The organism is Phormidium tenue FACHB-1050 (genome assembly GCF_014696925.1).
Classification (GTDB): domain Bacteria; phylum Cyanobacteriota; class Cyanobacteriia; order Pseudanabaenales; family Pseudanabaenaceae; genus Pseudanabaena.
Window position 1 is genome coordinate 1 of sequence record NZ_JACJQY010000020.1, and the last position, 24,450, is coordinate 24,450.

Annotated in this window: 31 protein-coding genes; 11 read left to right on the top strand and 20 right to left on the bottom strand. The window is 42.0% G+C overall.

Annotated elements, in window-relative coordinates:
- Window positions 1-320: 320 nt before the first annotated feature.
- Entirely contained in the window at window positions 321-512 is a 192-nt protein-coding gene (locus tag H6G05_RS13185) for a DUF433 domain-containing protein (RefSeq protein ID WP_190578687.1), read from the top strand.
- Window positions 491-754, top strand: a complete 264-nt coding sequence (locus tag H6G05_RS13190; RefSeq protein WP_199310521.1) for a DUF5615 family PIN-like protein — start codon at window positions 491-493, stop codon at window positions 752-754. The genes H6G05_RS13185 and H6G05_RS13190 overlap by 22 nt, the downstream gene beginning before the upstream one ends.
- A 61-nt stretch (window positions 755-815) precedes the next feature.
- On the opposite strand, the gene H6G05_RS13195 is transcribed toward H6G05_RS13190, so the two are convergent.
- Complete coding sequence (locus H6G05_RS13195; protein ID WP_190578614.1) at window positions 816-1,391, bottom strand: Uma2 family endonuclease; 576 nt, start codon at window positions 1,389-1,391, stop codon at window positions 816-818.
- Window positions 1,392-1,445: 54 nt separating this feature from the next.
- On the opposite strand from H6G05_RS13195, the gene H6G05_RS13200 reads away from it, so the two are divergent.
- On the top strand, window positions 1,446-1,601 hold the full coding sequence (locus H6G05_RS13200) for a hypothetical protein (RefSeq protein WP_190578615.1): 156 nt from the start codon (window positions 1,446-1,448) through the stop codon (window positions 1,599-1,601).
- Window positions 1,602-1,642: 41 nt separating this feature from the next.
- Here the strand turns inward: H6G05_RS13200 and H6G05_RS13205 are convergent, their stop codons facing one another.
- From H6G05_RS13205 to H6G05_RS13215, 3 genes are all read right to left on the bottom strand, one after another.
- Window positions 1,643-2,794 (bottom strand): IscS subfamily cysteine desulfurase, encoded by a 1,152-nt coding sequence (locus H6G05_RS13205; RefSeq protein ID WP_190578616.1) that lies wholly within the window; start codon window positions 2,792-2,794, stop codon window positions 1,643-1,645.
- Between the two features lie 144 nt (window positions 2,795-2,938).
- Window positions 2,939-3,397, bottom strand: a complete 459-nt coding sequence (gene psbQ, locus H6G05_RS13210) for a photosystem II protein PsbQ (RefSeq protein ID WP_190578617.1) — start codon at window positions 3,395-3,397, stop codon at window positions 2,939-2,941.
- A gap of 165 nt (window positions 3,398-3,562) precedes the next feature.
- Window positions 3,563-4,816 (bottom strand): M16 family metallopeptidase, encoded by a 1,254-nt coding sequence (locus H6G05_RS13215; protein WP_190578618.1) that lies wholly within the window; start codon window positions 4,814-4,816, stop codon window positions 3,563-3,565.
- A 1,128-nt stretch (window positions 4,817-5,944) separates the two neighbouring features.
- Here H6G05_RS13215 and H6G05_RS13220 point away from each other — a divergent pair.
- Window positions 5,945-7,303: a hypothetical protein gene (locus H6G05_RS13220; protein WP_190578619.1), complete on the top strand. Its 1,359-nt coding sequence runs from the start codon at window positions 5,945-5,947 to the stop codon at window positions 7,301-7,303.
- Window positions 7,304-7,357: 54 nt separating this feature from the next.
- On the opposite strand, the gene H6G05_RS13225 is transcribed toward H6G05_RS13220, so the two are convergent.
- The 4 genes from H6G05_RS13225 to H6G05_RS13240 all read right to left on the bottom strand — a co-directional run bounded on the left by H6G05_RS13225 (window position 7,358) and on the right by H6G05_RS13240 (window position 10,523).
- On the bottom strand, window positions 7,358-7,774 hold the full coding sequence (locus tag H6G05_RS13225; protein ID WP_190578620.1) for a (2Fe-2S) ferredoxin domain-containing protein: 417 nt from the start codon (window positions 7,772-7,774) through the stop codon (window positions 7,358-7,360).
- A gap of 78 nt (window positions 7,775-7,852) precedes the next feature.
- Window positions 7,853-8,434, bottom strand: coding sequence for a thylakoid membrane photosystem I accumulation factor (locus tag H6G05_RS13230; RefSeq protein ID WP_190578621.1), 582 nt, complete (start codon window positions 8,432-8,434; stop codon window positions 7,853-7,855).
- Between the two features lie 126 nt (window positions 8,435-8,560).
- Complete coding sequence (gene folE / locus H6G05_RS13235) at window positions 8,561-9,328, bottom strand: GTP cyclohydrolase I (RefSeq protein WP_190578622.1); 768 nt, start codon at window positions 9,326-9,328, stop codon at window positions 8,561-8,563.
- Between the two features lie 463 nt (window positions 9,329-9,791).
- Window positions 9,792-10,523: an SDR family oxidoreductase gene (locus tag H6G05_RS13240; protein ID WP_190578623.1), complete on the bottom strand. Its 732-nt coding sequence runs from the start codon at window positions 10,521-10,523 to the stop codon at window positions 9,792-9,794.
- Window positions 10,524-10,561: 38 nt separating this feature from the next.
- Between H6G05_RS13240 and H6G05_RS13245 the strand changes: the two genes are divergently transcribed.
- Entirely contained in the window at window positions 10,562-11,137 is a 576-nt protein-coding gene (locus H6G05_RS13245) for a hypothetical protein (protein ID WP_190578624.1), read from the top strand.
- Window positions 11,138-11,273: 136 nt separating this feature from the next.
- Here the strand turns inward: H6G05_RS13245 and H6G05_RS13250 are convergent, their stop codons facing one another.
- Window positions 11,274-11,801: a hypothetical protein gene (locus H6G05_RS13250; protein ID WP_190578625.1), complete on the bottom strand. Its 528-nt coding sequence runs from the start codon at window positions 11,799-11,801 to the stop codon at window positions 11,274-11,276.
- 92 nt (window positions 11,802-11,893) lie between these two features.
- Between H6G05_RS13250 and H6G05_RS13255 the strand changes: the two genes are divergently transcribed.
- Window positions 11,894-12,346, top strand: a complete 453-nt coding sequence (locus H6G05_RS13255) for a peroxiredoxin (RefSeq protein WP_094535637.1) — start codon at window positions 11,894-11,896, stop codon at window positions 12,344-12,346.
- Window positions 12,347-12,486: 140 nt separating this feature from the next.
- Window positions 12,487-12,864, top strand: coding sequence for an SH3 domain-containing protein (locus tag H6G05_RS13260; RefSeq protein ID WP_190578626.1), 378 nt, complete (start codon window positions 12,487-12,489; stop codon window positions 12,862-12,864).
- Window positions 12,865-13,008: 144 nt separating this feature from the next.
- On the opposite strand, the gene ispD is transcribed toward H6G05_RS13260, so the two are convergent.
- The 5 genes from ispD to bchM form a co-directional block, all read right to left on the bottom strand.
- Window positions 13,009-13,692, bottom strand: a complete 684-nt coding sequence (gene ispD, locus H6G05_RS13265) for a 2-C-methyl-D-erythritol 4-phosphate cytidylyltransferase (RefSeq protein WP_190578627.1) — start codon at window positions 13,690-13,692, stop codon at window positions 13,009-13,011.
- 3 nt (window positions 13,693-13,695) lie between these two features.
- Window positions 13,696-13,914, bottom strand: a complete 219-nt coding sequence (locus tag H6G05_RS13270; protein ID WP_094535634.1) for a DUF2839 domain-containing protein — start codon at window positions 13,912-13,914, stop codon at window positions 13,696-13,698.
- A gap of 236 nt (window positions 13,915-14,150) precedes the next feature.
- Window positions 14,151-15,662, bottom strand: coding sequence for a threonine ammonia-lyase, biosynthetic (ilvA, locus tag H6G05_RS13275; protein ID WP_190578628.1), 1,512 nt, complete (start codon window positions 15,660-15,662; stop codon window positions 14,151-14,153).
- Window positions 15,663-16,077: 415 nt separating this feature from the next.
- Window positions 16,078-17,028, bottom strand: a complete 951-nt coding sequence (hemC, locus tag H6G05_RS13280) for a hydroxymethylbilane synthase (RefSeq protein WP_190578629.1) — start codon at window positions 17,026-17,028, stop codon at window positions 16,078-16,080.
- Between the two features lie 312 nt (window positions 17,029-17,340).
- The gene (gene bchM, locus H6G05_RS13285; protein ID WP_190578630.1) at window positions 17,341-18,048 is read right to left on the bottom strand and encodes a magnesium protoporphyrin IX methyltransferase; all 708 of its coding nucleotides are present in this window, start codon (window positions 18,046-18,048) and stop codon (window positions 17,341-17,343) included.
- A gap of 119 nt (window positions 18,049-18,167) precedes the next feature.
- Here bchM and sppA point away from each other — a divergent pair, with 119 nt between their 5' ends.
- On the top strand, window positions 18,168-19,178 hold the full coding sequence (gene sppA / locus H6G05_RS13290; RefSeq protein WP_190578631.1) for a signal peptide peptidase SppA: 1,011 nt from the start codon (window positions 18,168-18,170) through the stop codon (window positions 19,176-19,178).
- Between the two features lie 30 nt (window positions 19,179-19,208).
- Here the strand turns inward: sppA and H6G05_RS13295 are convergent, their stop codons facing one another.
- The gene (locus tag H6G05_RS13295) at window positions 19,209-19,448 is read right to left on the bottom strand and encodes a hypothetical protein (RefSeq protein WP_190578632.1); all 240 of its coding nucleotides are present in this window, start codon (window positions 19,446-19,448) and stop codon (window positions 19,209-19,211) included.
- 221 nt (window positions 19,449-19,669) lie between these two features.
- Window positions 19,670-19,807, bottom strand: coding sequence for a photosystem II reaction center protein K (locus H6G05_RS13300; protein WP_009627037.1), 138 nt, complete (start codon window positions 19,805-19,807; stop codon window positions 19,670-19,672).
- 106 nt (window positions 19,808-19,913) lie between these two features.
- Between H6G05_RS13300 and H6G05_RS13305 the strand changes: the two genes are divergently transcribed.
- On the top strand, window positions 19,914-20,375 hold the full coding sequence (locus H6G05_RS13305) for a hypothetical protein (protein ID WP_190578633.1): 462 nt from the start codon (window positions 19,914-19,916) through the stop codon (window positions 20,373-20,375).
- A 120-nt stretch (window positions 20,376-20,495) separates the two neighbouring features.
- Window positions 20,496-20,771 (top strand): MoaD/ThiS family protein, encoded by a 276-nt coding sequence (locus H6G05_RS13310; RefSeq protein WP_190578634.1) that lies wholly within the window; start codon window positions 20,496-20,498, stop codon window positions 20,769-20,771.
- A gap of 37 nt (window positions 20,772-20,808) precedes the next feature.
- Here H6G05_RS13310 and H6G05_RS13315 read toward each other — a convergent pair whose 3' ends face one another.
- Window positions 20,809-21,117 carry a hypothetical protein gene (locus H6G05_RS13315; protein WP_190578635.1) on the bottom strand — a complete coding sequence of 103 codons (309 nt, stop codon included), beginning with the start codon at window positions 21,115-21,117 and terminating at the stop codon, window positions 20,809-20,811.
- A gap of 184 nt (window positions 21,118-21,301) precedes the next feature.
- On the opposite strand from H6G05_RS13315, the gene H6G05_RS13320 reads away from it, so the two are divergent.
- A complete protein-coding gene (locus H6G05_RS13320; protein WP_190578636.1) occupies window positions 21,302-21,946 on the top strand; it encodes a 4'-phosphopantetheinyl transferase family protein in 645 nt (214 codons plus the stop codon).
- Between the two features lie 186 nt (window positions 21,947-22,132).
- On the opposite strand, the gene H6G05_RS13325 is transcribed toward H6G05_RS13320, so the two are convergent.
- The 3 genes from H6G05_RS13325 to H6G05_RS13335 all read right to left on the bottom strand — a co-directional run bounded on the left by H6G05_RS13325 (window position 22,133) and on the right by H6G05_RS13335 (window position 24,324).
- Window positions 22,133-22,810: a hypothetical protein gene (locus H6G05_RS13325; protein ID WP_190578637.1), complete on the bottom strand. Its 678-nt coding sequence runs from the start codon at window positions 22,808-22,810 to the stop codon at window positions 22,133-22,135.
- Between the two features lie 336 nt (window positions 22,811-23,146).
- On the bottom strand, window positions 23,147-23,785 hold the full coding sequence (locus H6G05_RS13330) for a Uma2 family endonuclease (RefSeq protein WP_190578638.1): 639 nt from the start codon (window positions 23,783-23,785) through the stop codon (window positions 23,147-23,149).
- 188 nt (window positions 23,786-23,973) lie between these two features.
- On the bottom strand, window positions 23,974-24,324 hold the full coding sequence (locus tag H6G05_RS13335; RefSeq protein ID WP_094535623.1) for a DUF1257 domain-containing protein: 351 nt from the start codon (window positions 24,322-24,324) through the stop codon (window positions 23,974-23,976).
- Window positions 24,325-24,450 lie beyond the last annotated feature (126 nt).

Consider the following 24,450-nt stretch of genomic DNA (forward strand, 5'->3'; position numbering starts at 1 on the left):
TGACCAATTGCGGATCTCATATTTCTGTGTCATTTGCTGGTTTTGCTCTCCTAATCAATACCTAATTTAACCTTCCTTACCCTTTTTATGCAACAACGCCATTCCGTCAGGGGAAATTTGATCATGGCATCTCTATCGATTCATGAAAATGACTCCCTCCTATTTTGCCATTTCACCTGCTTCCCCATATGAGCGAATCTAATTTTTGAACTATGGTTCTTGAGTCATAGTGCTTAGGGCGATCGCAGTGTCAGCATTATAAACCGATAAAATAAATTGGTATGATGAAAAAACGAGCAATAAAAAGCAATCTAAAAAATATGAACTATCGCGATCGCATCACCATCGAAGCAGGAAAACGCAGTGGCAAACCTTGCATCAGAGGATTGCGAATCACCGTTTATGACGTTCTGTCCTATCTCGCCTCTGGTATGACCTACCAAGAAGTCCTTGGAGACTTCCCATACCTTACTCAAGAAGATATTTTTGCTTGTCTTGCTTATGCAGCCTAGGATTAGACCAAGTAGAAGATAGACAAGTCTGGCAATATGCGAAGACAAACGATTTTACAATTGTCACCAAAGATGGCGACTACAATGAATTGCTGATTTTATTTGGCTTTCCACCCAAAATAATTTGGATTCGACGGGGTAACTGCTCAACCAATGAAATTGAGAATATCTTAAGAAATCACTATCTTGATATTCAAGATCTAACCAACACCGAATCTTTAGGACTGCTAACCCTATACTAAATTTTCCCCTTTAGCTTTTGAGTCATGCTGCTTAGGGCGATCACGCATTCAATGTATCACATTACCAAATTTCCGCAAGACTCAAAACAAACTCAGGCAAAACATCTTCCCCAGCGAGATCCTTTGGATTTTGCATAACCTCTTTAGGTTTCCCAATCCGATAAACTTCCACTTCACGATCTTTGCGATTAATCAGCCAACCAAGCCTTGCACCATTATCTTGATATTCCTGCATCTTGGCTTGCGTGACCTTCAGATTATCGCTAGGCGACATCAATTCAACTACAAAATCTGGACAAATAGGCGCAAACTTAGACTGTTGCTCGGTCGTTAGCGCTTCCCAACGCTCTTTCAATATCCAAGAAGCATCAGGAGAGCGATCGCTGCCATTGGGAAGTTTAAAACCCGTTGACGATCCAAAAGTAAAGCCTAACTTAGTTTTACGATTCCAAATTGACAAATCGGTAGTAATGCTCGCACTACGCATTCCTGTACCACCACCTTCTGGAGCCATAATTGTGATATCTCCTTGAGCATTGCGTTCAATTCTGAGGTCGCTGTTTTTGCGACAGAATTGAAAAAACTGTTCATCGGTAAGATCGATGACAGATTCTAAGCTGATCGTTAAAGAATCCATAGTTCTAAGTAAGGTTTTGAGCTTACATTACGATTTTATCACAAGCTCTGAGTCATGGCGTTTAGGATTGAGCAGTATTCTAAGTCTGAGAATGGGGATATCTGGCAGTTGCAAATAAGCGATCGCTTAGAACAGAAGATTACATTGCCCAGTCTCAATCTAGAAGTTCCCCTTACAGAAATTTACCGACACATCATCGACATTAAATAATCCCAAAATCAAATCGCTATAGCGATTTGATTTTGGGAAGTTTATAGCTCTTTTCGTAGCGATCGCACTGAAGCAATTACATGATCAGCAACAGTTTCGATCTCATCAAAAGTATTAAATCTCCCAATGCCAAACCGAATGGAAGCATAGGCTAATTCCTTAGAATGACCTAAAGCAGTAAGAACATGAGAAGGAGCAGTTTTTGCAGAACTACAAGCAGAACCTGACGAAACAGCAACAATCGGTTGTAAGGCAAGCATTAAGGCAGCTCCATTAATTCCTGTAAAACTGACATTGAGATTTCCTGCAAGTCTTTGGGTGCGAGACCCATTGAGAATTATTCCTTCTATTTCACTCAATCTTTGCCACAGATGTTCGCGTAGAGTCAAAGCTTGTTGCTGCTCAGAATCTTGAGAAGCGATCGCAATTTCTAGAGCCTTCGCAAAACCGACAATTTGCGGCGTGTAGAGCGTACCAGAGCGTATTCCCCGTTCATGTCCGCCACCATGTAACTGCGGCGCAAGACTCACTCTAGGACGACGACGCACATATAAAGCACCGATTCCCTTTGCTCCATAGATCTTGTGAGCCGTGAGCGACATCAAATCAATCTGCATCACATTCACATCAAGGGGGATTTTACCGATCGCTTGAGCCGCATCGCTGTGAAATAAAACTTGGCGATCGCGACAGATTTTGCCAATTTCCGCGATCGGTTGCAGCACACCAATTTCATTATTCGCCGCCATCACCGAGACTAAAATTGTATCGGGACGAATCGCAGTTTCAAGTTCCGTTAAATCAATTAAGCCATCAGCTTTGACAGGTAAATAGGTAATCTCAAAACCAAGGGATTGCAAATAAGTACAGGGATCAAGCACCGCGCTATGTTCGGTTTGGACGGTGACGATATGCCGACCTTTTGAGTGATAAGCTTCAGCCACTCCCTTAAGAGCCAGATTATTCGCTTCGGTTGCACCACTGGTAAAGATTATTTCTTCGGGTGTGGCACTGATTGCATTAGCGATCGCTTCCCGTGCTAATTTGACCGCCGCTTCAGCTTCCCAACCATACAGATGTCCAATACTCGCAGGATTTCCAAAGGATTCCCGAAAATATGGCAACATCGCCTCCAGCACCCTCTCATCAACTGGGGTTGTGGCTTGACAATCGAGATAAATTGGTCTTTGCATAAAACCCACAATTAAGTAGCTCACCATAATTAAACCCTAAAACCAGAAGCTGTCCCGCCCGCTACGCGGGCGGGACAGCTTTCTAGGTTTTTAGCTTACTTATGCCTAGCTAATTAAAAAGGGATGCTTTGCATCCCTTTTTAATTAGCCTACTAAATTAACGATACTTTCAAAATCTTGGAGAGCATTTTTAAAGGCAGTCTCGGCTGCGATCGCATCTCTATCTTTAGCAGCATTATCAAGGATCACAAAGTTTTTAAATAGATTATTAGCCAAACTGTTAGCAGTTTCTTTTTCAGTTTTGCTCAACTGACTAGCGATTAATCTTAGCTCTCGACGAATTTCACCAAAGGGCCCGTGAATGTATGTAATTATATCGTTCCACTTTTGAGAATATACAAATTTTTCGAGTCGATCAAAGCGATCGCTAAGCAGCTGTAACTTTTCAGCAGAAGCAGCGAGTGCCGCAGCTTGAGATCCTGTTTGAGCGATCGCTGGCTGAGTTAACACGGGAGCCAAGAGCGTACCCACTAGCGCTAGCATCACACAAAAAGCGATCGCCACTTTTTGAAAACCTGTCCAATAATTTTTGAGATTCAACACAGAAAAAAGTACTCCTTATATAAATTATAGCTGTCGCTATTTGTATTAGGACAAATCAAAACCCAAGAAGCGAGTTGCGCCGCAACTCGTCTTCTGGGTTTGTGTCCTAACGAGACTGGCGACAGGTAAACTAGTTTTCAGTCAGCGCGATGCGCTGACTGAAAACTAGTTTACCTGTTTCAAAGCATCCGCCGAGCCAACTATGGAAATAGCAGGTGTTACAAAATATTTTTGCGCCGCGCTTTGGACATCAGCGATCGTTACTCCTTCGATCTCCTCAACAAATTTGCGATCAAACTCTAGCCCTAAGCCCATGACCTCATACCAGCCATACACTTGAGCAATTTGACCATTGGTTTGCTTACCGAGAGCATATTGTCCTAGCAATTTACTCTGACAAATTGCCAACTCATCTTCGGTAATCGCTACCTTCGCAAGTCGTTCACACTCATAGCGCAACCCTTCTAGAGCCGTCCCTGTATTGTGCGAAGCTGTTCCCATATAGGCAACAAATTGCGAGGTCTCTAAACGGGTAGGATAAAAAGCTGACACTTCGTAAGCAAGTCCTCGCTTTTCACGCAATTCCACAAACAGACGACTCGATAAACCATTGCCCAAATAGGTGGAAATGATCTTCAGCGCTGCATAATCAGGCGAACTGACCGATGGCGCAGGATAACCAATCATCACGATCGCCTGTTGTGTATCCTGCTCATGGGTAACGAGTTGCGGCTGGAAATTGGGTGTAGGCGTAGAAATAACGTTTGGTTGAGTAGGCTTTTTCCAATCACCAAAGGCTTCACCCACAAGAGAGAGGGCTTGCTCAGATGAAATCTTACCTGCGATGCTGACCACCATCTGATCGGGGCGCAAATAAGTTTGATGAAAATCAACTAAATCATTACGAGTAAGTTGGCTAACGGTTGCCTCTGTGCCAAGACTAGAAAATCCATATGGATGATCCCCATACATTAAATGCTGCAAATGATCGTAAGCGATCGTAAATGGTCGCTCCTGCTGTGATCGGATCGATTGAATCGTAAGTCTCCTCTCCAGATCAAGCTCATGATCGGGATAACTAGGCGATCGCAAAATCTCTGATCCCAGCAACAACATGTCTTGGAAATCCGACGAAATTGTTTTTAAGGACAGCAAGAAATAATCACTTGAGCATTCTGTACCCAGTGACGCGCCAATTGACTCCACCTGTTCGGCAATCTCTAACGAGGAATATTTCTCAGTGCCACGGGTCATAATTGATGCGGCTAGATGGGTCAGTCCTGCTTTATCTATGGTTTGGACACGCTCACCACCTGCAAAAAAGCAACGCGCCGCAATAATATCAGCCGTGGGGTTTTCGGTTACTAAGACCACAATGCCATTGGATAGCACCAAGCGATCGCTGATTCGTTGTGACATTGTTAGTGACAATTTTTTTTCCCCAACTTACAAAAAACAAACATTAGGCATAGTCACTCGCGATACTTTTATACCAAAGTACAAAATGGCTATGCCATTTTGTACTTTTAAAACCCTTGCTGGGTTTGGTTTTCAATTTACAAAGGTGTTGTCACACTTTTGTGAATTGGTATTAACGCGCTTTGCACTCAAACCCAAATCAAGAGATTTTTTGAAAGTGTTGCAAAGCAGCACTTTCAAAAAATCTCTTGTAGCTCGGATAAGAGACGATAACCATAATCCTTAGCTTAAGAATATCTCAAAATCTAAAAACTGGGACTGAGAAGAGTAATCACTAGATTTTTCTGGCAATTGCCAGCCAAACTAACGATATACATAACCCCAAACTTAATGAATCATAAGTAATACCTATTCACAAAAGTGAGAGTCTACTTTTGTGAATTAAAAATCAAACCCATTAAGTAGCTAGGCATAAATAAAAAATAGAACCAGAATCTGCACCGCCCGCACAGCAAATGGTAAATATTTTGGGGTTTTATAGTTAGTTGGGCTAGTTACTTATAGCGCTTTTCAAGCAAGCGAGGCACAAAGGCTTGTTTCCCCGCCTTCGGCGGGGAAACAAACCCGTACTTCACTAGACTGATAAACGCTATAAGGATTTTTAAAAACACAAAACGGTTACACCATTTTATGTTTTGGTATAAATTAAGTGGGTAAAACCTGTAGCTCATGCTGCGCGAGCATCATAGGTTTTAGGGTTTGATCAACGACTTATGCTCAGATATCATCAGATATCAACAGATTATGTTAGATTTTCTGTCATCTTCAAAGCGTCGTATTAATATGTTAGGAGTGGGATATGCCTAGTGCTGTTCATCTTTTGCATTAATTAAAAGATCCAAGCAAAATTACACAAATCCAATCGGTCATCAATATTAAGATAAGTCGGTTTAAGTTTCATGCCATACAGAGCCTACAGCGCCCAGCGCTTAAAAAAATATCAACAAATTTAGTAGCCAATAATTAGGGAATTGTCACTAATTGTCTAGATAATCAACAGCATTTTGTGGTTGAGATGCTCGGAAAAACGCTGTAAATACGAATGAAGTTAAATGCGGAGAGGATTGGATGAGTACTGCAAAGGATAAACAAAAATGTCTAGATTGCTTAACGCAAGCGATCGCTGACCTAGATGGTCAAGCTGACCAATCAGAATTAACCAAAATCTCCAATTTGATCATTCAGACCATGACTGGCCCTTGGCGATCGTTTCACACGCCAAATCATATTTTTGAGGTTGGCGAAGGGGGGGATGCGATCGAGGTAATATCAGCTTTATTTCACGATCTAGTTTATGTCCAAGTTGATCAAGGTATCAGCGTCAATATTAGTCGTTACATTTCACCCTATATCAAACAAGATCGTGAACAATTGGTCATTCTTGATCCTCCTGAGCTTCAAGAAGACACCATTTTTAAAATGGTAACAATGCTATTTGGGTTTAAGCAGGGACAGCCTCTGCTGCCAATGTCTGGGCAAAATGAGTTTCTAAGTGCGCTCATCGCGATCAAAGCTCTAGAAAATATGCTGCCTCTCTCTAAATTGACGGAAATAGCTGCTTGCATTGAAGCCACAATTCCGTTTCGTCCCAAATTAGAGTCAGGTTTGACTTGTTCTGATCTACTATTCGGGCGCTTAGTTAATGCTAATGAAGCATTTAAATTTGGGTGGGGTGATCAAGAAATTGCGGAAATTGTCAAGAGGGCTGTCCGTCTATCCAATCGCGATGTAGAAAACTTTGCTAGTCCTAAGCCATCGCGTTTTCTCGATAACACTTGGAACTTGATTCCAGAGACCAACCATGATCTAAAAAACGTCAACTCCTATAGTGTGCATGGCTATCGAGTTTCTATTCAAAAAATGGAAGGATTTATGAACTTCCTTTCACCTGAAATCGTTTTTCGTCGCTATCGCAATGAACCTGATGATAAAACCTATTACAAGTTACTTGCCCAAACTCAGTACAATCTAGAAGTGTCAAGATTGTATTTAGGAACAAAACTAACTTCGATCGCGATTTTAGAAGCACTATCATTTCGGATTGGGCATGATATTTCGCTTTCCACAATGATGGGGGAATTACCAGTCCCAGGCAAAACAGTAATGGGATTAGGGCAATTATTACCACCAATTACCACGCCTCACCAACCTTCAAATCCTATCGAAATTGAAGTTTTGGAACTTTTAGATAAGGGACGAAAGGTTGATTCTAGCTACGATGTGAAAAATTCACCTGTGGCAACTTTTATGGTGAAATCAATTGGCTTTCCAGAAATGCAACGTATGTTAAATCTGTCTAAGGAATTTTTTAAGGGCAACTTAACTTCCGAGGATTTGCTTGCAAGCTGTGATCCTTATGTAATGTCCATGATCAAGAGCGCAGTTTTAGAGCTATTTGACTCCCGCAAATCTGCTCTTTCTCAATAAAAGTCTTAAAACCAAAAAAAGTAGCGGCGCGAAGCGCCGCTACTTTTTTTGGTTTTAAGCAGGTTCAATAAACGCATAGTCTGAGACGATTTTGCCAGCAATGATATGTTCTTGCAGTACTCTCTCTAATACCTCAGCAGTAGCAGAGTGATACCAAACACCATCTGGATAGACTAATAAAATTGGTCCGCGATCGCATACTCGCAAACAATTAGTTTTAGTGCGAAATACTTTGACTTCGAGATCAAGTTCTTTAATCCGTCGTTTGAGATAGTCCCATGCTTGCAAACCAACTTCTTTTTGACAGCAGAGCGGTTTAGTCTGGTCAGCGCATAAAAATAAATGCTTCTCGATCTGAGGAATTGATAATTGTTGAGCGCGATTGGCTAGCTGTTGACGAATCAAATCAAGATCTACAAGATCGTCATTGATCGCCATATCTGGGGTAATAATTTCTGGATTTGCTGCCATATAAAGAAAAAGGGCAAATATTAGATTCTTTTCCCCTCTCCTTTGGAAAGAGAGGGGTGAGTAGTGAGGTTTTACAATTTAAGGATTCAATTCGTTGATGACTTTATCGGTTTTGCGGAATTTTAATTCTGGAGGCGCATCGGGTAAACCTAGTAGCCCTCGAATTGCCGAGTCGAGTTCTTCAAAGCCAAATAAACCTTCGCGATCGTAAGCAACTTTGCCATCTCCAGAGATCAGCACCGTTTGGGGGACTGTACCTTTGTAATAGTAAGCTTCATCGGCTGGGGTGTAGTTATTGTGTTGTAAGTCCAAACTATCGACAGGAACGGCAATCAGACTAATCGTTTTGCCATAAAAGCCTTGGGCTAGGTTGAGAATTGGCGAAAAGCGTTTGCAGTCTGCACTGTCATCGACATAAAAAACTAACATGGCAGCACGACCTATCTCAAGGGATTGAGCTAAGCTAATCCGAGGTGGCACAATGGAGCCATTGCCTCCATAGAGGGCAAAGATATTGCCGTCGTAAGTATCATCGGTAAGTTTTGCTTGCACAGGCTGAGCATCACCCAATACTGTTCCCAGAAATATACTTAGGCTTATACAACTTGCGATCGCTACACATAACATAAAGTCAAAAGATCGCTTCAGCCAATTTTTCATTATCTTCAATATAAATTCTTCTACAGAACACTATAAGTGCTAGCCATCACAAATTAAAACCCAGAGGTTAGGGACGGTACAAAGTACTGATCCTAATCTCTGGGTTTTTCTCAAGTGCAAAATATCTTACGAATCGCCAAAGCCATGCGCCCGAATCAGATCGAAGAATTCTTTTTTCATCGATGGGTCACTTCGGAAAGAACCACGCACGATGGAGTTAACCATTTTGGTTTCGGGTTCTTTGACTCCACGCCAAGTCATGCACATATGCTGAGCCTTGATCACAAATGCTAAACCTTTAGGCTTAATCAGATTTTCAATCGTATCGGCAACCATGATCGCTGCTTCTTCTTGGATATGCGGACGACTCATCACCCAATCTACGATGCGGTTAAATTTGGAGATGCCAATAACGCGATCGCTAGGGACGATACCAATCCATGCTTGCCCTACAATCGGCACAAAGTGGTGAGAACATGCTGAACGCACGGTAATTGGACCAAGGGTATAGATCTCATCAAGTTCTTTGGCATTGGGGAAATCTGTAACTTTGGGCATGGGATGATAACGCCCTTTGAAAACCTCATCCACATACATCTTGGCAACCCGCCGAGCCGTTTCTTTGGTGTTGTGATCATTGGCAGTATCAATAATCAATGAGTCAAAAACACCTTGCAGCTTTCCTTCGATTTCTTTTTTGAGTTCTTCTCGTTCGATATCGCTGATGTGATGAGAGATCGAGTCATTGGCTAAAAAAGGATCGCCAGCCGCGATCACACGATCGCGAATAATTTGTGAAATTGCTTTTCGGGTAGGTAGAGATTCAAGGACTTTGGCGGCTTTTGAATCATTTTCAGAAGTGGGACTGACAGGGCGAGAGATACTGATCGTCATGGTGATACTTACTAGATGTCTAGTGAATTAACTTAAGAAGGAAGAGGCTAAAAAATGCGGAGAAAACAGTAGATAAACATCAAAATTTTGTGTTTGAGTCAGATCGAAACTACCAGCATAAAAAGGTGTTTAACTAGCGATTCAAACTATAAAATTTAATATATTCTCCCATATTCGCAGATCAGTGGGAGTTATTGCTTCTCTCAATAGATTGAACTTTTTCAATCGTTATTTAATATGCCTACATAATTCTAAACTATTCCTTCGTGGCTTAGGCGCTTCTGGGTTAAGGTTCAGTTAATTCCATCCATAAGATATATAGCTGTCGCCAAGTGTATAAGGACATAAAACCCAAGAAGAGAATGGCGGCGCGAAGCGCCGCCATTCTCTTCTTGGGTTTTGCTTTTGTCCTAACAAGAATGGCGACAGCTATAAATATCAAACCAAAGCCTTTTGCTGGAATTTAAAAGGTTCCTGCATTTGGCATTAGCACAAGGTCATTGATCATTGCATCGGCAGGCAGATTGATTAAAGTCATGATCGAGTCAGCTACCGTAGCAGGTCGCAGCATAGCGGCACGATTAAAACTAGGTGGCACTTTATCGCCGAGAGTATCCCATAGAGGCGTATCGACAGAACCAGGACAAATGGACATAACTTTGATGCCGTGGGGTTGTTCCTCGGCGGCGATCGCCTGAGTCAAACCCAATAGTGCAAATTTACTTGCACAATATGCGCCCCAATTGGGAAAACCTTGCTTACCTGCGATCGAAGCCACGTTAATAATCGTGCCGCTCTTTTGCGATCGCATAGTTGGCAATACAGTCTGTAAGCATTGAAATACACTGGTGAGATTCAGGTCAAACAACTTCTGCCATTCGGTCAGAGGCATATCAATTAATTCGCCGATATACGCCATACCTGCATTATTAATCAAAATATCTACGCCGCCCATCTCCGTAACGATCGCTTGCATCTTTGTGGCAACTTGAGAAATATCACCGAGGTCTATGGCATAGCCTTTAGCATGACTACCTGCGGGTATGCTAAGGATGTGATCGGGATGGCGGCTAACTAGACTGACCTGTGCGCCAGCTTGTAATAGTCGCAATGCCACTTCTTTGCCGATACCACTACTTGCTCCAGTAACGATCGCTTTCTTACCTGTTAATTTAGCTGATACTGTATCTGTCATGGTTTAACTTGTTTTCCTTTAGTCTATGTCAAAAGTCTATGTCAAAAAAAGTAGGACGGAGCTTTTGGTGGCTATGGCTGATTGCAAATATTATTGGCAATGCGATGTTACCTATCCTCGTTTGGCAAGATCCTTACGATCTGCGATCGCGTATTTTTATCAATGAAATACTGCATGGGGTAGGGATTTCTATCGCTCAGTCTGTAGTGTTGCGAGATCGCTTTACCCCAAAAAAGGAATGGTGGTTACCGTTAACTCTTGGTGGCTGGACGATTGGGCTAATGATTGTCTTTTTTGTGCCTGCTCTATCATGGCGATCGCAGGGGCAAAGCTTTCCATCGCTCTCAATTTTGATGATTGATTTTGCGATCATTGGCATGATTGTCAGTATTTGCCAATGGCAGTTACTCAAATCATTTCGCGCCGCAGGACTGTGGTTATTTGCCAGTCCGATCGCTTTGTCTTTGAGTATTTTTGGGCTGTATCTCGGCTATATGTCGAGGTCAACAATCTTAGCTAGTGCCTTGCAAGGATTAATCTATGGCGCTATTACAGGATTAGCTATTATTAAAGTCTTGCGATCGCCAAAGATTTTACCCAAAAACAAAAAATGATAAACGGCGCGAAGCGCTACCCATCATACAAATCATCCAAAAGCACAAAATGGCTACGCCATTTTGTGCTTTTGGATGATTTGTTGGGTTTGTTTTTTAATTCACAAAAGTGTGACGACACTTTTGTGAATTGGTATCACTCTTCATTGGCAGCTTCTACAAATCGCAAATCTCGTTTTAAAAATGTTTTCTCACCTGTTTCCGTGTCCACCGTTGCTCGAATTAAGCTAGTCCTGATCACCAGCAGCTTTGCCATGTAGTAAGGGCTATCTGGTTCCAAAATCAACACGCGATCGCCAACTTGTAATGGTCGAATTGTGGGGATAGGCATATTTCTCTTGTTGTCTAAATCTTGGCTAAGACTGCTTTGGGATGAAGTCTCAACCAACTCAGATGACGAAACTCGATCTTTAATTAAATGTTCTACATATTGCTTGAGTTTTTGCTCTAGGGTAGCTTCTAAGGCTGAAAAGCGTTCAAGTTCTTCCTGTTGAACAAAAGTTGATCCTAACCTGTTACCCAAAATATAATGTAAACCCTGAATTACTAACTCTGCCTCCGTTTTACCAGTAATTTTAGTTTTTTCGACCAAGCTTGCATAGAGTTCACTAGATAGCTGAACAGTTATGGCGTGACTAGGAGAATTAATGTCAGGGCTTTCCATGGTAGTTATTCTTGATAAGATGATGAGTGGCTGTGAACCAAATACTATGCTCCAGTCTAAACCCCAAATCAAAAGGTAATACAGGAAACTCTATGTCTGTCGAAGTCGGTCAAAAAGCTCCAGATTTTACTTTACCTAGCGATCGCGGTGATATTACCCTCAGCCGCTACGAAGGTAAGACCAATGTTGTACTAGCCTTTTATCCAGGAGATTTTTCTCCTCTTTGCACCAGTGAGATGCAATGTTTCGCAGATGATTGGACAAAATTTCGGGAAGCTGGAGCAGAAATCCTTGGCATTAGCACCGATCCAATTGAGAAACATATTGAGTTTTCTAAAAAGTTAGGTTTACAGTTCCCCTTGCTAAGCGATCGCAACCAAGAGGTTTGTAAAAAGTACGGGGTTTCCAGTTTGTTTGGCAGTAAACGCGCCTATTGCATCATCGATATTCATGGCATCATCCGTTATAAGCATATTGAATTTCTGCCCGTTTTTAAGCGTGAAGATTCGGAACTCTTGGTCGTATTGAGAAGTCTCAAATCTTAGAATTTAAAATGAGTGGCTTAAATGAAGAACTGATTTTTGATGGCACAGCGAAGCCGCGCCATCAAAAATCAGTTCTTTGTTTTATGGTGAATCCCTAAGCCCTCATCTTAATCTTAAAGACTCAGTTTGGGATGTCATCTATGAAACCTATAATTTGCGCTCTATTCCTGGCCCCGATCGCCACTCTAGCTGTATTCTCAACCCAATTTACCGCTACGGTAAGCGCTCAATCCGTCACAGCCAAAAGCTGCGTTGCTGATGTTATTGGTCAAGATATTGGCTCACAAGTAAATATCCGATCAGGCGCAGGGACTATTTTTAATGTGATCGGCACGGTATCGGTGGGTAACCTTGTGATTGTGGCTAATGATGATCAAGACAAGAGTGGAGTCATAGCTCCGCTTAGTCGCAAAGATAGCGAAGGGAAGACTTGGTATTTAACGACCAGATTTCGAGCAAGTCCTTATAAGGGTTGGATGAGAGAAGATTTCTTAAAGTTAAGATGTCCTTATCCATAACAAAGAAGAGAGAACTTAAAAAGTTCTCTCTTCTTTTTTGTAGCTATAGCCACCCGTATCAGTACAAAATAAACCCCAAATAGTGTAAGGCGGCGCGAAGCGCCGCCTTACACTATTTTACTAACAAGAATGGCGACAACTATATCAATTCCGCTGGTTTAAAATGAATTCAGCGATCGCTAAATCTTGAGGTGTAGTCACTTTGAGATTAGTTTCTTCACCCATAACGATCTGTACTGCTAAGCCAACTTTTTCTAATAAAGCCGCATCATCAGTAACTTCCCACCCTAGTTCCAAGGCAGTGAGATGAGCATTTTTGATTACGTCTAGTTGGAAACCTTGGGGCGTTTGTGCCGCCCAAAGATGATCGCGATTGGGGGTATCAACAATGGTTAAGCCATCGACGACTTTAATCGTATCTTTGACTGGCACAGCCGCAATAAAACCTTGCATCTTTTGCAAAGCCACATCGCAACGATCAAATAGTTCAGGTGTCACCAAGCATCTCGCACCATCATGGATTAAGACGTGATCGCAATCTATCGGCAAAGCTTTTAAACCATTGAATACCGAAGCTTGACGAGTTGCTCCACCTTGAATCAGTCGAATTGGCTTCAGTTGACTGATCTCATTAAAAATCTTTTGAAACTCTGGATAGTCATGGGGTTGTCCCATTACGCCAATCCAAGCGATCGCCTCAGAAGCGATCGCTGCTTCTAGAGTCCATTGCAAAATTGGCTTGCCGAGTAAAGGTAATAGCAGCTTGTTGCAATCGGCTCCCATGCGTTTGCCGCTACCCGCCGCAGGAATTAGTAGATGACAGGTCATAGATTAATCGGCAAGATGCCACCAACCAAAGGCGGGACCAATAAACCGAATTGTCACCCAGATTAAGGCGGTTGCACCAATGCCATACCAAGCCGCTTGGGTAGAAACTTCGACAAATTTATTTGCCTTGTCTTTGGTTAAGAAAGGTATCCAAGATGCGATCGGCTCAGTCTTACCATAGTCATCACCTAAGACCTGCTTACGGCGTTTTGACTCGCCCATAAATATATGCTCCTAAACTAACAATTGCTCTAAAGGATCAATAATTGCTGTGATAAAGAATCATCTTTTTTGTTGATTAGCTTTGCCAAGCAACAAAAAAGATGATTCTTTATTTTAACTGAAAGTAGCTAGGCATAAGTAAACTAAAAACCTAGAAAGCTGTCCCGCCCGCATAGCGGGCGGGACAGCTTCTGGTTTTAGGGTTTAATTATGGTGAGCTACTTAACAAACAAAACTCAACCTAAGAACAACTTATAGACTGGATTTTGGCTTTCATCCCAGTAGCGATAACCGAGAGTATCGAGAAATGCTTGCCACTCTTCCATTTCTGATGGTGGTACTTGCACGCCCACAACAATCCTTCCATAATCTGCACCATTGTTTCGATAATGGAATAGGCTAATATTCCAGTTAGGACTCATGGAGCCGACGAACTTCATCAAAGCTCCTGGACGCTCAGGAAACTCAAAGCGATAGAGTAGCTCATTATTTGCAAGAGGCGATCGCCCGCCGACCATATGGCGTAGATGCAGTTTCGTGAGTTCATCATCCGTAATCTCGATCGCAGTAAATCCATTCTCAGCAAAAGTGGTTGCTAGATTTGCGGCATCAGCACGATTAACAATCTGCACACCAATAAAAATATGAGCAATTTCTTGATCAGCAATCCGATAGCTAAATTCAGTTAAGTTCCGTTTGCCCAGCAGTTCACAAAATTTCCGCAAACTCCCTGACTGTTCAGGAATAGTTACCGCAAAAATAGCTTCACGATTTTCACCTAATTCGGCACGTTCGGCAACAAACCGCAAGCGATCAAAGTTCATATTCGCACCACAGGCGATCGCTACTAGGGTTTGTCCTGCGATGCCCTCACGTTCAACATAAGCCTTTGCCCCTGCGATCGCCAAGGCTCCAGCAGGTTCTAAAATCGAGCGTGTATCTTCAAAAACATCCTTGATCGCTGCACAGGTATTATCGGTATCAACTAACAAAATTTCATCGACATATTGCTGACAAAGCCGAAATGTCTCTTTACCAACTTCGCGCACTGCCACCCCATCAGCAAACAAACCAACTTGATCGAGGCGCACTCGATGCCCAGCCTGTAGCGATCGTGACATCGCATCAGAGTCCACAGGTTCCACACCAATAATTTTAATCTCAGGTCGTAGCCGCTTCACATAGGCAGCCACACCCGAAATCAATCCACCACCACCGATCGCCACAAAAATTGCATGGATTGGCTTCTGATATTGGCGCAAAATCTCCATACCAATCGTTCCCTGTCCCGCAATTACATCAGGATCATCAAAGGGATGAATAAAAGTTAAATTCTTTTCCGCTTCCAATTGACGGGCATAGGCATAGGCATCGTCATAGGTATCGCCATACAAGACCACTTCACCACCGCGCATTTTTACCGCGTTTACTTTCACCTGTGGTGTAGTCACAGGCATGACAATAATCGCTTTTGTACCTAACTCACGAGCGCTAAGAGCCACACCCTGAGCATGATTGCCTGCTGACGCAGCGATTACACCTTTCATGAGCAAATCATGGGGCAATTGCGCCATTTTGTTATAAGCACCACGTAACTTAAAGGAGAAAACTGATTGCATATCTTCTCTTTTAAGTAACAGTCGATTATTTAATCTTACCGATAGATTGGGAGCCAATTCTAAGGGAGATTCTTGCGCGACATCATACACGCGAGCTTTGAGAATTCGTTCTAAATAGTCAGACTGCACAACGCTATCAACTCAATTATTGATTTTTATAGGTTGCTGTGCTGTGAGTACTACAACCTATAAAACTTTGTTTAAGAATCTACAATTTTACTCTCTTTTTCGCATTTTTAATATGACTTCCACAAAAAAGCATCAATTCTCATTATGAAACCGATTTTGGTGTTTCTAGCGCCTTCGGCGCTAGAAACACCAAAATCGGTTTTTTGAAAGCCGCATTGCAAGGTATAGCTATAGTCACCTGTATCAGGACAAGTCAAAACCCAAATAGTGTGAGGCGGCGCGAAGCGCCGCCTCACACTATTTGGGTTTTGGTATTAAGCATGAATTTAAAGAGTTTTGCGATTTAAATAGACAAGCAAATTTTTGTGGTGCGGCAGAGCCGCACCACAAAAATTTGCTTCCTTACTGTGCGTTCCTAAACACGCACTTCAGCAAAGATCTTATTGAGAATGTCTTGAGCGCCCTTAGATTTTAAGTCGTCAGCAAGTTCTGCTCCGATCGCTTCAGGATTAGTCAGATCGCCTGTTACTTCACCCCTAACTAGAGTCTTTCCATCAAGACTAGCGACAATTCCTTTAAGAGTCAACTTATCAGCAGTAATGGAAGTATTTACACCAATAGGAACTTGGCAACCACCTTCAAGCTCACGTAAGAAAGCACGCTCAGCGAGGCAGCGTTGTGTGGTGGGATAGTGGATGATTGGCGTAAACAAAGCCAAGATATCGGGGTCTTCAGCACGGCACTCAATTCCTAACGCACCCTGTCCAACCGCGTGAAGTGAAATTTCTCCATCGATTACCTCATGTACGCGATCACCCATTCCCAAACGACGCAAACCTGCGGCTGCAAGAATTAGTGCATCGTACTCACCAGAATCAAGCTTTTGCAAGCGCGTATTCAGGTTACCACGTACATCCTTAAAGGTGAGGTGAGGATAGTAATGGCGTAACTGAGCTAAGCGGCGCAGTGAAGATGTACCAACTACAGTGCCTGATGGCAGAGTTGCGAGGGTTTTATCCTTCAACTTTTCATGAACAACTAAGGCATCGGCAGGATCTTCACGTTCAGTTACTGCACCAAGAATTAGTCCCTCTGGTAAATGAGTTGGTAAATCTTTAAGACTATGGACTGCAAGGTCTGACTCCTTAGTCAGCATTGAGACTTCTAATTCTTTAGTAAATAAGCCCTTATCACCAATTTTGGCTAACGCTACGTCAAGGATTTTATCGCCCTGTGTACTCATGGTGACGACATCAAACTGGCGATCGGGATGTGCTTTGCTTAGTTCCGCTTGTACCCAATGCGTTTGTACCAGTGCTAGCTGACTTTTGCGAGAACTAATGCGAACTGTTGAGGATGCAACCATAGGACAGAGGGTGGATAGTAAAAAGATTAATTAAGATGGAATTTGTAAGGTGAGATTTTTAAGACAAAAAGAAATTATAAAAATCGAAATAAAAGCACCATTTTCTATTCAAACAGGTTTTGCTGCTATTTCTATGCGATCGCCTACTTACAAAATGTAAAGAATTCTTACCTACAGCAATTCTCAATCCGACGAACCACAAGAGATTTGTTGAAAGCCTTGTTTCGCAACACTTTCAATAAATCTTTTGGTTTGGGTTAGACATCAAGCACAATTAAGCTAAATTTATCGCCCTAGGGCGATAAATTTAGCTTAATTGCGAACAGCTTCCAGCAACCGCGAGAAATAGAACGAAGTAGCCGTAAATTCTTTGCGCTTAATTGTAAATCCTAGACTCTGAAGAACGCGACGCACATCAGACTCTTTGTGTAGATAGGCGCGAGTTGCCTTACTAGGACCAGGAACCATGTCGCCTACTTTTTTCATAAGCACATAGTAAGGATTTTTAGGGGCAAAGCTGAGAATCAGGCGGGATTTAGCAAGAGAGGCAAGATGGGCAATCATCACCTCGGAATCAAGATCAGGATAATGAATCAAGACATCCAGACAGATCACAGTGTCATATTGTCCAGACAATGCAGCTAAATCCTTGACTTCAAAAATAGGGTTTTCAGGATCATTAGCACGGCTTTTGCCTTCACCCACCATTTTCTCGGAAATATCGCTGGCATATACTTTTGCACCCATTGCTGCAAGAGGGATGCTCAAACTGCCTGTGCCACAACCTGCATCACAGACTGTTTGACCCGATGCATTTTTGTCATTTTTAAACCAGTCTAAGACATAATCTACGGTCTGTTGATGTCCTGTACGGATATCGCGTTGTACTCGGTTGACATCACCTTCACCATAAATCCGCCGCCAACGATCAAAACCGGTGGAATTAAAATAATCACGAACTATTTCTTTATCTTTGGGCGCGGCTTTAGTGGAGTTATTGGTGAGAGCTTTATTAGACATGATGGCGAAGAAAGTTTACGGAATAACGATTTTAACCCAGAAAGGCGAGGCAACATATTGCTCGTCTGTTCCTCTTTGGGTTTTATACTAAACTAAAGCAGCCGCCACAAAAATTTCCTATGCAACTTAATCGCATCATTGCTCTCGTCTTAGTCGCAATTTGTTTCGTATCGGCAACTTTTGGCATCCAGCGTCGCCAAATGGATGAAGAGTTGAGTTTAAAGAAAGTACTTGATCGCGATCGCCTTGAACTAGTTTCACTAGATGGGGCGATTACAGGGGCAAGGGCTTCTTCGTCAGGGGCGATGGCAGTACGCGATCGCCTCCGTGAATTAATTGAAGATGAATCTGTCAAAGGCGTATTGCTATCGATTAACAGCCCTGGGGGAACGGTAGGTGCAAGCAAAGAACTCTACCAAGCCGTTAAGGACTTAGGTGAAACAAAGCCCGTGGTCGTAAGTATGCTCGATCAAGCAACCAGTGGCGGCTACTATGCTGCAAGTTCAGCAACTAAAATTTATGCGAATGCTGGTACATTAACAGGCAGTATCGGCGTGATTCTAAGCGGTTTTAATGCTAAGGAATTATTAGATCGGGTAGGTATACAGCCACAAACGATTAAAACAGGTCCCTACAAAGATATTTTCTCGCCATTTCGTGAGCTTGGTGATCCTGAGCGTCAACTCCTGCAAGATCTACTGCAAAGTACTTATCAAGAATTTATCACCGACGTTTCAAAAGGTCGCAAACTAGACTTAGAGGTAGTTCGTAAGCTAGCAGATGGTCGACTTTATACAGGACAACAAGCTAAAGATAATAAACTGGTTGATGCTATAGGCACATTAGATGTGGCGATCGCTGATTTGCGTACTTTATCTAGAAAAAAATTCAATTTACCTGAATCAATAGAATTACCAATTCGTAAAACCCCTGCTTCCTTTGAGAGACTCTTAGATCAATTACTCAGTCAAGCTAATGTCAGCATTGCTTTACCATTTTTTGATCTTGCTGGCACTGACAGGATATCTGGGGCGATCGCTGATCAGCTAACGTCGAAACAAACTAGTCGCAATATGCAAACAAGCAATTTTGATCCACCAATTTTATTAATGCCAAGCTGGTTTCATTAAAAAGAGGCACAAAGCGCCTTTTTTTAATGACTAGGGTTTCGCTAATTTTTGCTTGACTTTGGAGATGAGCCCGCTAGCGATCGCACCAGCCATGACGATACCTAACACGGGTTGAATCAATGGCTCCCATAGTTGCCTCCATAGTTCCAAGCCAAGATTTATTTTTAGGGTTTCACCTCCGAGGGCAACCAACAACCACGCAAAAAAGAAAAATACTAAGAACAAATTGAACATCAAAAATTTGTTCGTCCAACGACCAAGGGTTTCCATAGTTCATGAAAAATAATATTTTTAGTGCTTACAGCGCAAATCGCTATAAGTGCCTGCCTTTTCAAGACAGATGATATAAGCAATCGGGGTAACGTTGCCGCTACCCCGATTGCTTATATCGTTTTTGTTTTATAAATTGAGACAGTACAAACGTACAGGAGGATGTACTTAAAAGTTTTTTATAAGTTTTTTTTGATTAAGTCAAGACTTAAAAGTGAAACCTATTTGAAACCAACTGCTGCTTGCCACACAAAAGCGAGTAGCAAGAAAAATACAGGAATAACGGGAAGAACGTTTACCAGTGGATCGAAAATTCTATACGCTTCAGGTAACGTTGCAATCAATAGACTAAGTGGCATTAAAAATAGACCTCCTTCAAGAGCTAAGATGAATTTTACCACGTCAAAGAAGCCATTCTTTTGTCTGAAAATTTTTTATCCAAAGGTTTATAAAATAGGTTTATTTATGGCGATCGCAAAGACTAAAAACATCAAAAAATTCCTACAGGGTTTTGATGTTGCCGTTTTGTCTCTCTTACTTTGTATTTGTACCTTTGCCTTTAGCGCCGACGCTTGGGCAAGTGTGCAGATAAAACTGACTAATATTACTTACGAGCCATGCACAGGTGATGCAGGTAAAAATATGGTGCTAGGTGGCGGCATCATGTCGGCAAAGTGCTACATGATCAAGGGAAATACAGACAACCCATCAGGCAAAGTTGTGTACAATGCCGACATTTTTGGGCGGATCTACGATGCGAATGGTAATGATGCTATGCCTGAGAGAGCGCGACTAGGTGCAGTTGAGGAAATTCCTGCTGGCAAAAGTGATTTTGAAATTATGGTAGCAATTCCCGCCGAACAGCCTGAACCTCTTGAACTTAAGCAATTTAAAGCTTCTGGATTTGCTGGCAAAGTTAGACGTTAATCGCACTCAAGTTAAAATATATATAAACCCAATCATATAGAGGCGGCGCTTTGCGCCGCCTCTATATGATTGGGTAAAATCTAAGTCCAAAGTTCTCTGAATTGATATTGATCCAAAAATATGGCTGTTAAAGTTTTAATTCCCACTCCATTGCAACAATTGACCAATAATCAAGCCACTGTCGAGTGTACTGGTGATTCTGTTCAAGCAATTATTGACTCACTGGAAACTAGTTGCCCAGGGATCAAAGCCCGCATTTGTGATGAAAAGGGTAATCTCCGTCGTTTTGTTAATTTTTATGTCAACAGCGAAGATATTCGCTTTCTTGATGGGGCTAATACAGCCCTCAATGATGGTGATGAAGTAAGTATCATTCCTGCGATCGCAGGAGGCTAATCACCATAAAAGGGGATGCAAAGCATCCCCTTTTATTTCATGGGTTAATAAAGGCGATCGCTATATCCATCACCCAAATTACTGATTGTCTTTTAGGATCTGGATCAACTTTGCCCTTGTCCCCCCAATTCTGGAGCCATTTTCCTAAGCCGCCCATGGAGTCACCCATCCATTGACCTACTTGGGCAAAAATTTGCTGGGGACCAACACCAGTCAATACTTGGATTGTAAAAATCACGGCAACTACCAAAAATGCAGTTTTGAAGCTAGCTTTGATGACGCTCAGCAACCACCACAACAGCAGTAAAGAGACTATTAATGCGCCGATCACTAGGGGCAAATTCATAGATTTTCTAATCCCATCTCAAGTTCAAAAAGTTTATATCAAATCACAAAAGTATGACCACACTTTTGTGATTTGAAAACCAAACCCAGTAAGTTTTTTTTAGCAAAGCAAAAAATGGCGTAGCCATTTTTTGCTTTGCTATTATTAGATTTTGGCACGATCGCGCCATTGTCAATTGGTCATCATGTCTCAAGACTTACAACTTTATCAAGCTAGGCTAGATATCTCGCCAACTGAATGCGATCGCCTCTGGCAGATCCTTTCAGAGGATGAGCGATCGCGTGCGGATCGTTTCAAACGAGAATATCTCAAGCGCAATTTTATCGCCGCAAGAGGGAATTTACGAGAAATTCTAGCGCCAAGGCTAGGCTGTGAAGCAAGTGCAATTCAGTTTGGTTATAGCGATCGCGGCAAACCTTACATTCAAAATTTCAACGGGCTTCATTTTAATCTATCGCATTCCCAAGATTTAGCAATCTATGTAATATGTCAAGATCGTGAGGTAGGCATAGATTTAGAATTTATTAATTCCCAATGTGATGTTGATAGTATTGCCAAGCGTTATTTCTTACCTTCAGAGCAGAAAGTTATTAGCTACTTATGCGAGCGCGATAAGTACTTAGCTTTTTATCGCGCATGGACTCTCAAAGAAGCCTATGGTAAAGCAACAGGGGAAGGTATTGCCAATATTCTTGATCAAGTGGATGTGACTCCACTGCTAGAGTGTCCTATGGGTGAAACTTTGCGAATTCAGAATTGGAATCTAAAACTAATTGCCTCAGAATTCCAAATAGATTTAAATTATTCTGCGGCTTTGTGTTTTGCTTAAATATTTTGTTGATGCAGTGCAAAGCAATGCATCAACCATTCATTGAGTTCATTGAGAATGAGTCTAAATATAGCTGTCGCCATTCTTATATAGTATGAGGAGGCGCTTCGCGCCTCCTCATACTATTTGGGTTTTGATTTGTCCTGAGACAGGTGGCTATAGACATAAAACTTGCTAGAAGAGAAGTCAATTCTCAATCGCAACTTCTACTTTATCAATTTCAGAAACAATCTCAGGAACTGGCAAAACTAGGCGATCGCTACACATTGATCGCAACTTATCGACAAACATTGAAGACTCAGCAAGTAAAGTCATATTTTCATAAGCGGAGCGATAAACTTCAGAATACTCAGCTTCTGAAGTTGGAGGATAAACTTTTGCGGGGGCTGTCATTCCCGAAGGTGTGGTAAGCCGACTAGGATATTTTTGAGGTTTAGGATCGGCACTTTGAGGAGCAACTTTAGCAGTTTTTGCAATTCCCATCATTGAGCGTCGAGGAAATGGAAGTGGTGAATTCGATTTTTCGGTAGCTGTAAATGGAGGGATTTCAGCGATCGCCGTTTCTCGATTGGAAGTATGTGGAGGCGTATAAAAAATCCGATCTTCATAAATCACAGCCACATCACCACAGACCAAACGCTCAAATTCTCGGTTGTAGCGACAATTTGGTTCACCTTTGCGTTCCCATAGATGCAAAATTTGATCCACTGAAACCGCTTTATATCTTCCTTGAAACAGTGATTCGATGACAGCTTGGCGCACCCATTCAGATTTAAAATTTCCCCATGCACGAGTCAAGTCTCTAATGGTATAACCACCAAGATCAAAACTGTAATGCTGCAATAGGGCGATCGCAATTTCCATGAGGGCGACTTTGGAAAAAATTATGTATCATCATTATGTATCATCATTCTACATTAAAACCCTAAACTTGAGTTACTAGACTTGCGATTACAGCAATTCTATATATAAAAATCGTTTTTTTGAAAGCCCGCCGTTGGCGGGCTTTCAAAAAAACGATTTTGTTGTTTCCAGCGCCTTCGGCGCTGGAAACAACAAAATCGTTTTCATAATGAGAATTGCTGTTGCGATTACCTCAAGTTTAGGGCTTTATATAGCGATCCTAAATGAGTTGTAAGATTTGGATGGTTGTGAGAGTGCGCCCCTTCGGGACGCACTCTCACAACCCATCTAGGATTGCTATATTTGCTGTGAAAACCAGATTGCAGCTTCAGTATTAGTTTTGGTAGTTAGCTGTTCCAAAGTTTTTTCTAATAATGAGACCACTAAATTTGGTAAGACTTGAGAAAATTCACATTGTTTATAAACTCCACTTTCATCTAATTGGAACGCAAATAGTCGATAAGCGCGGACATCAATCACCCAATATTCAGCAATACCTAGATCTGCATAAAGCCGCTTTTTTTCGTCCAAATCGATCGCTAAAGTCGTATCCGCAATCTCCCCTACGAGATCAGGCGATCGCCACTGCTCTAAATTAATGAAACGTGATTGTCCAGCTTTCCAAGTTGGAATGTTTTCCCCAACATATAAAACTATATCTGGTGCTGCTGCTCGAAATCCTTGTTTCTCAATCTGGCATCCGCGAAACGAAGCAATACGGCAATGAGGATTTTGCATTGCCCAAATTGCAAATATCATTTCAAACAATGCACTAAACTGTGAGTGATTAATTCCTTCTGCGCCCATTTTTATCCACAAGTGTTCCTTATAAAAAAATAATTTATAGCGATCGCCGTTATCGTCATCGCGCAGCATTACATAATCATCCCAAGTTGCTTGCTGCCATTTTTGTTGAGGTTTTATTGCCGCAATCATTGTCTAGCCCTCGTGGTGTATAAAAATCATACCAAAACACAAAATGGCTATACCTTTTTGTGTTTTGGTATGACTTAATAGAAAAAAGGAGCGCTACGCGCTCCTTTTCTTTTGGTAAGAAAAAACAGGCTAGTCAAAGATATGACTAGCCTGTTAATTTGCATAATTAACTCGCAAGATTGGACACCTTACTGCAAAACGAGTTTTACATTAGCATTGCTCAGTCCAGGACGCTTAACTTCAGTTAGAGCCTTGTTTACAGCATACTTCTGGTTGATCGAATTGATCAACTCAGTCTGATTGTGCTTTTTGGCGACACCCCAAAGATCAGCAATTAGATCAAATGAGCCGTCAGCATTACGTGACCAACCCAAATCATAATCACCTTCAAGAGTTGCCACAATGTCGGCACGGATGCGTTGGCTGTTATAGCCACGAACATCAGCTTCAGTCTTAACACTGATACCCAGATCGCGCAAAGACGACTTGAGGACTTCGGCATCAGTAATTTTTGTGCGAAGTGTGCTGAAATGAGACATAATAGTTTTGCTCCTGTAAATAAATGTGAACTTGACTGTTAACTCGAACGGGAGACATAAGAGTGTTGGTGGTTCTTACTCCTATGTTAGCTGCTAGATCGATTGTCTTTTGATAAGACATTCTTT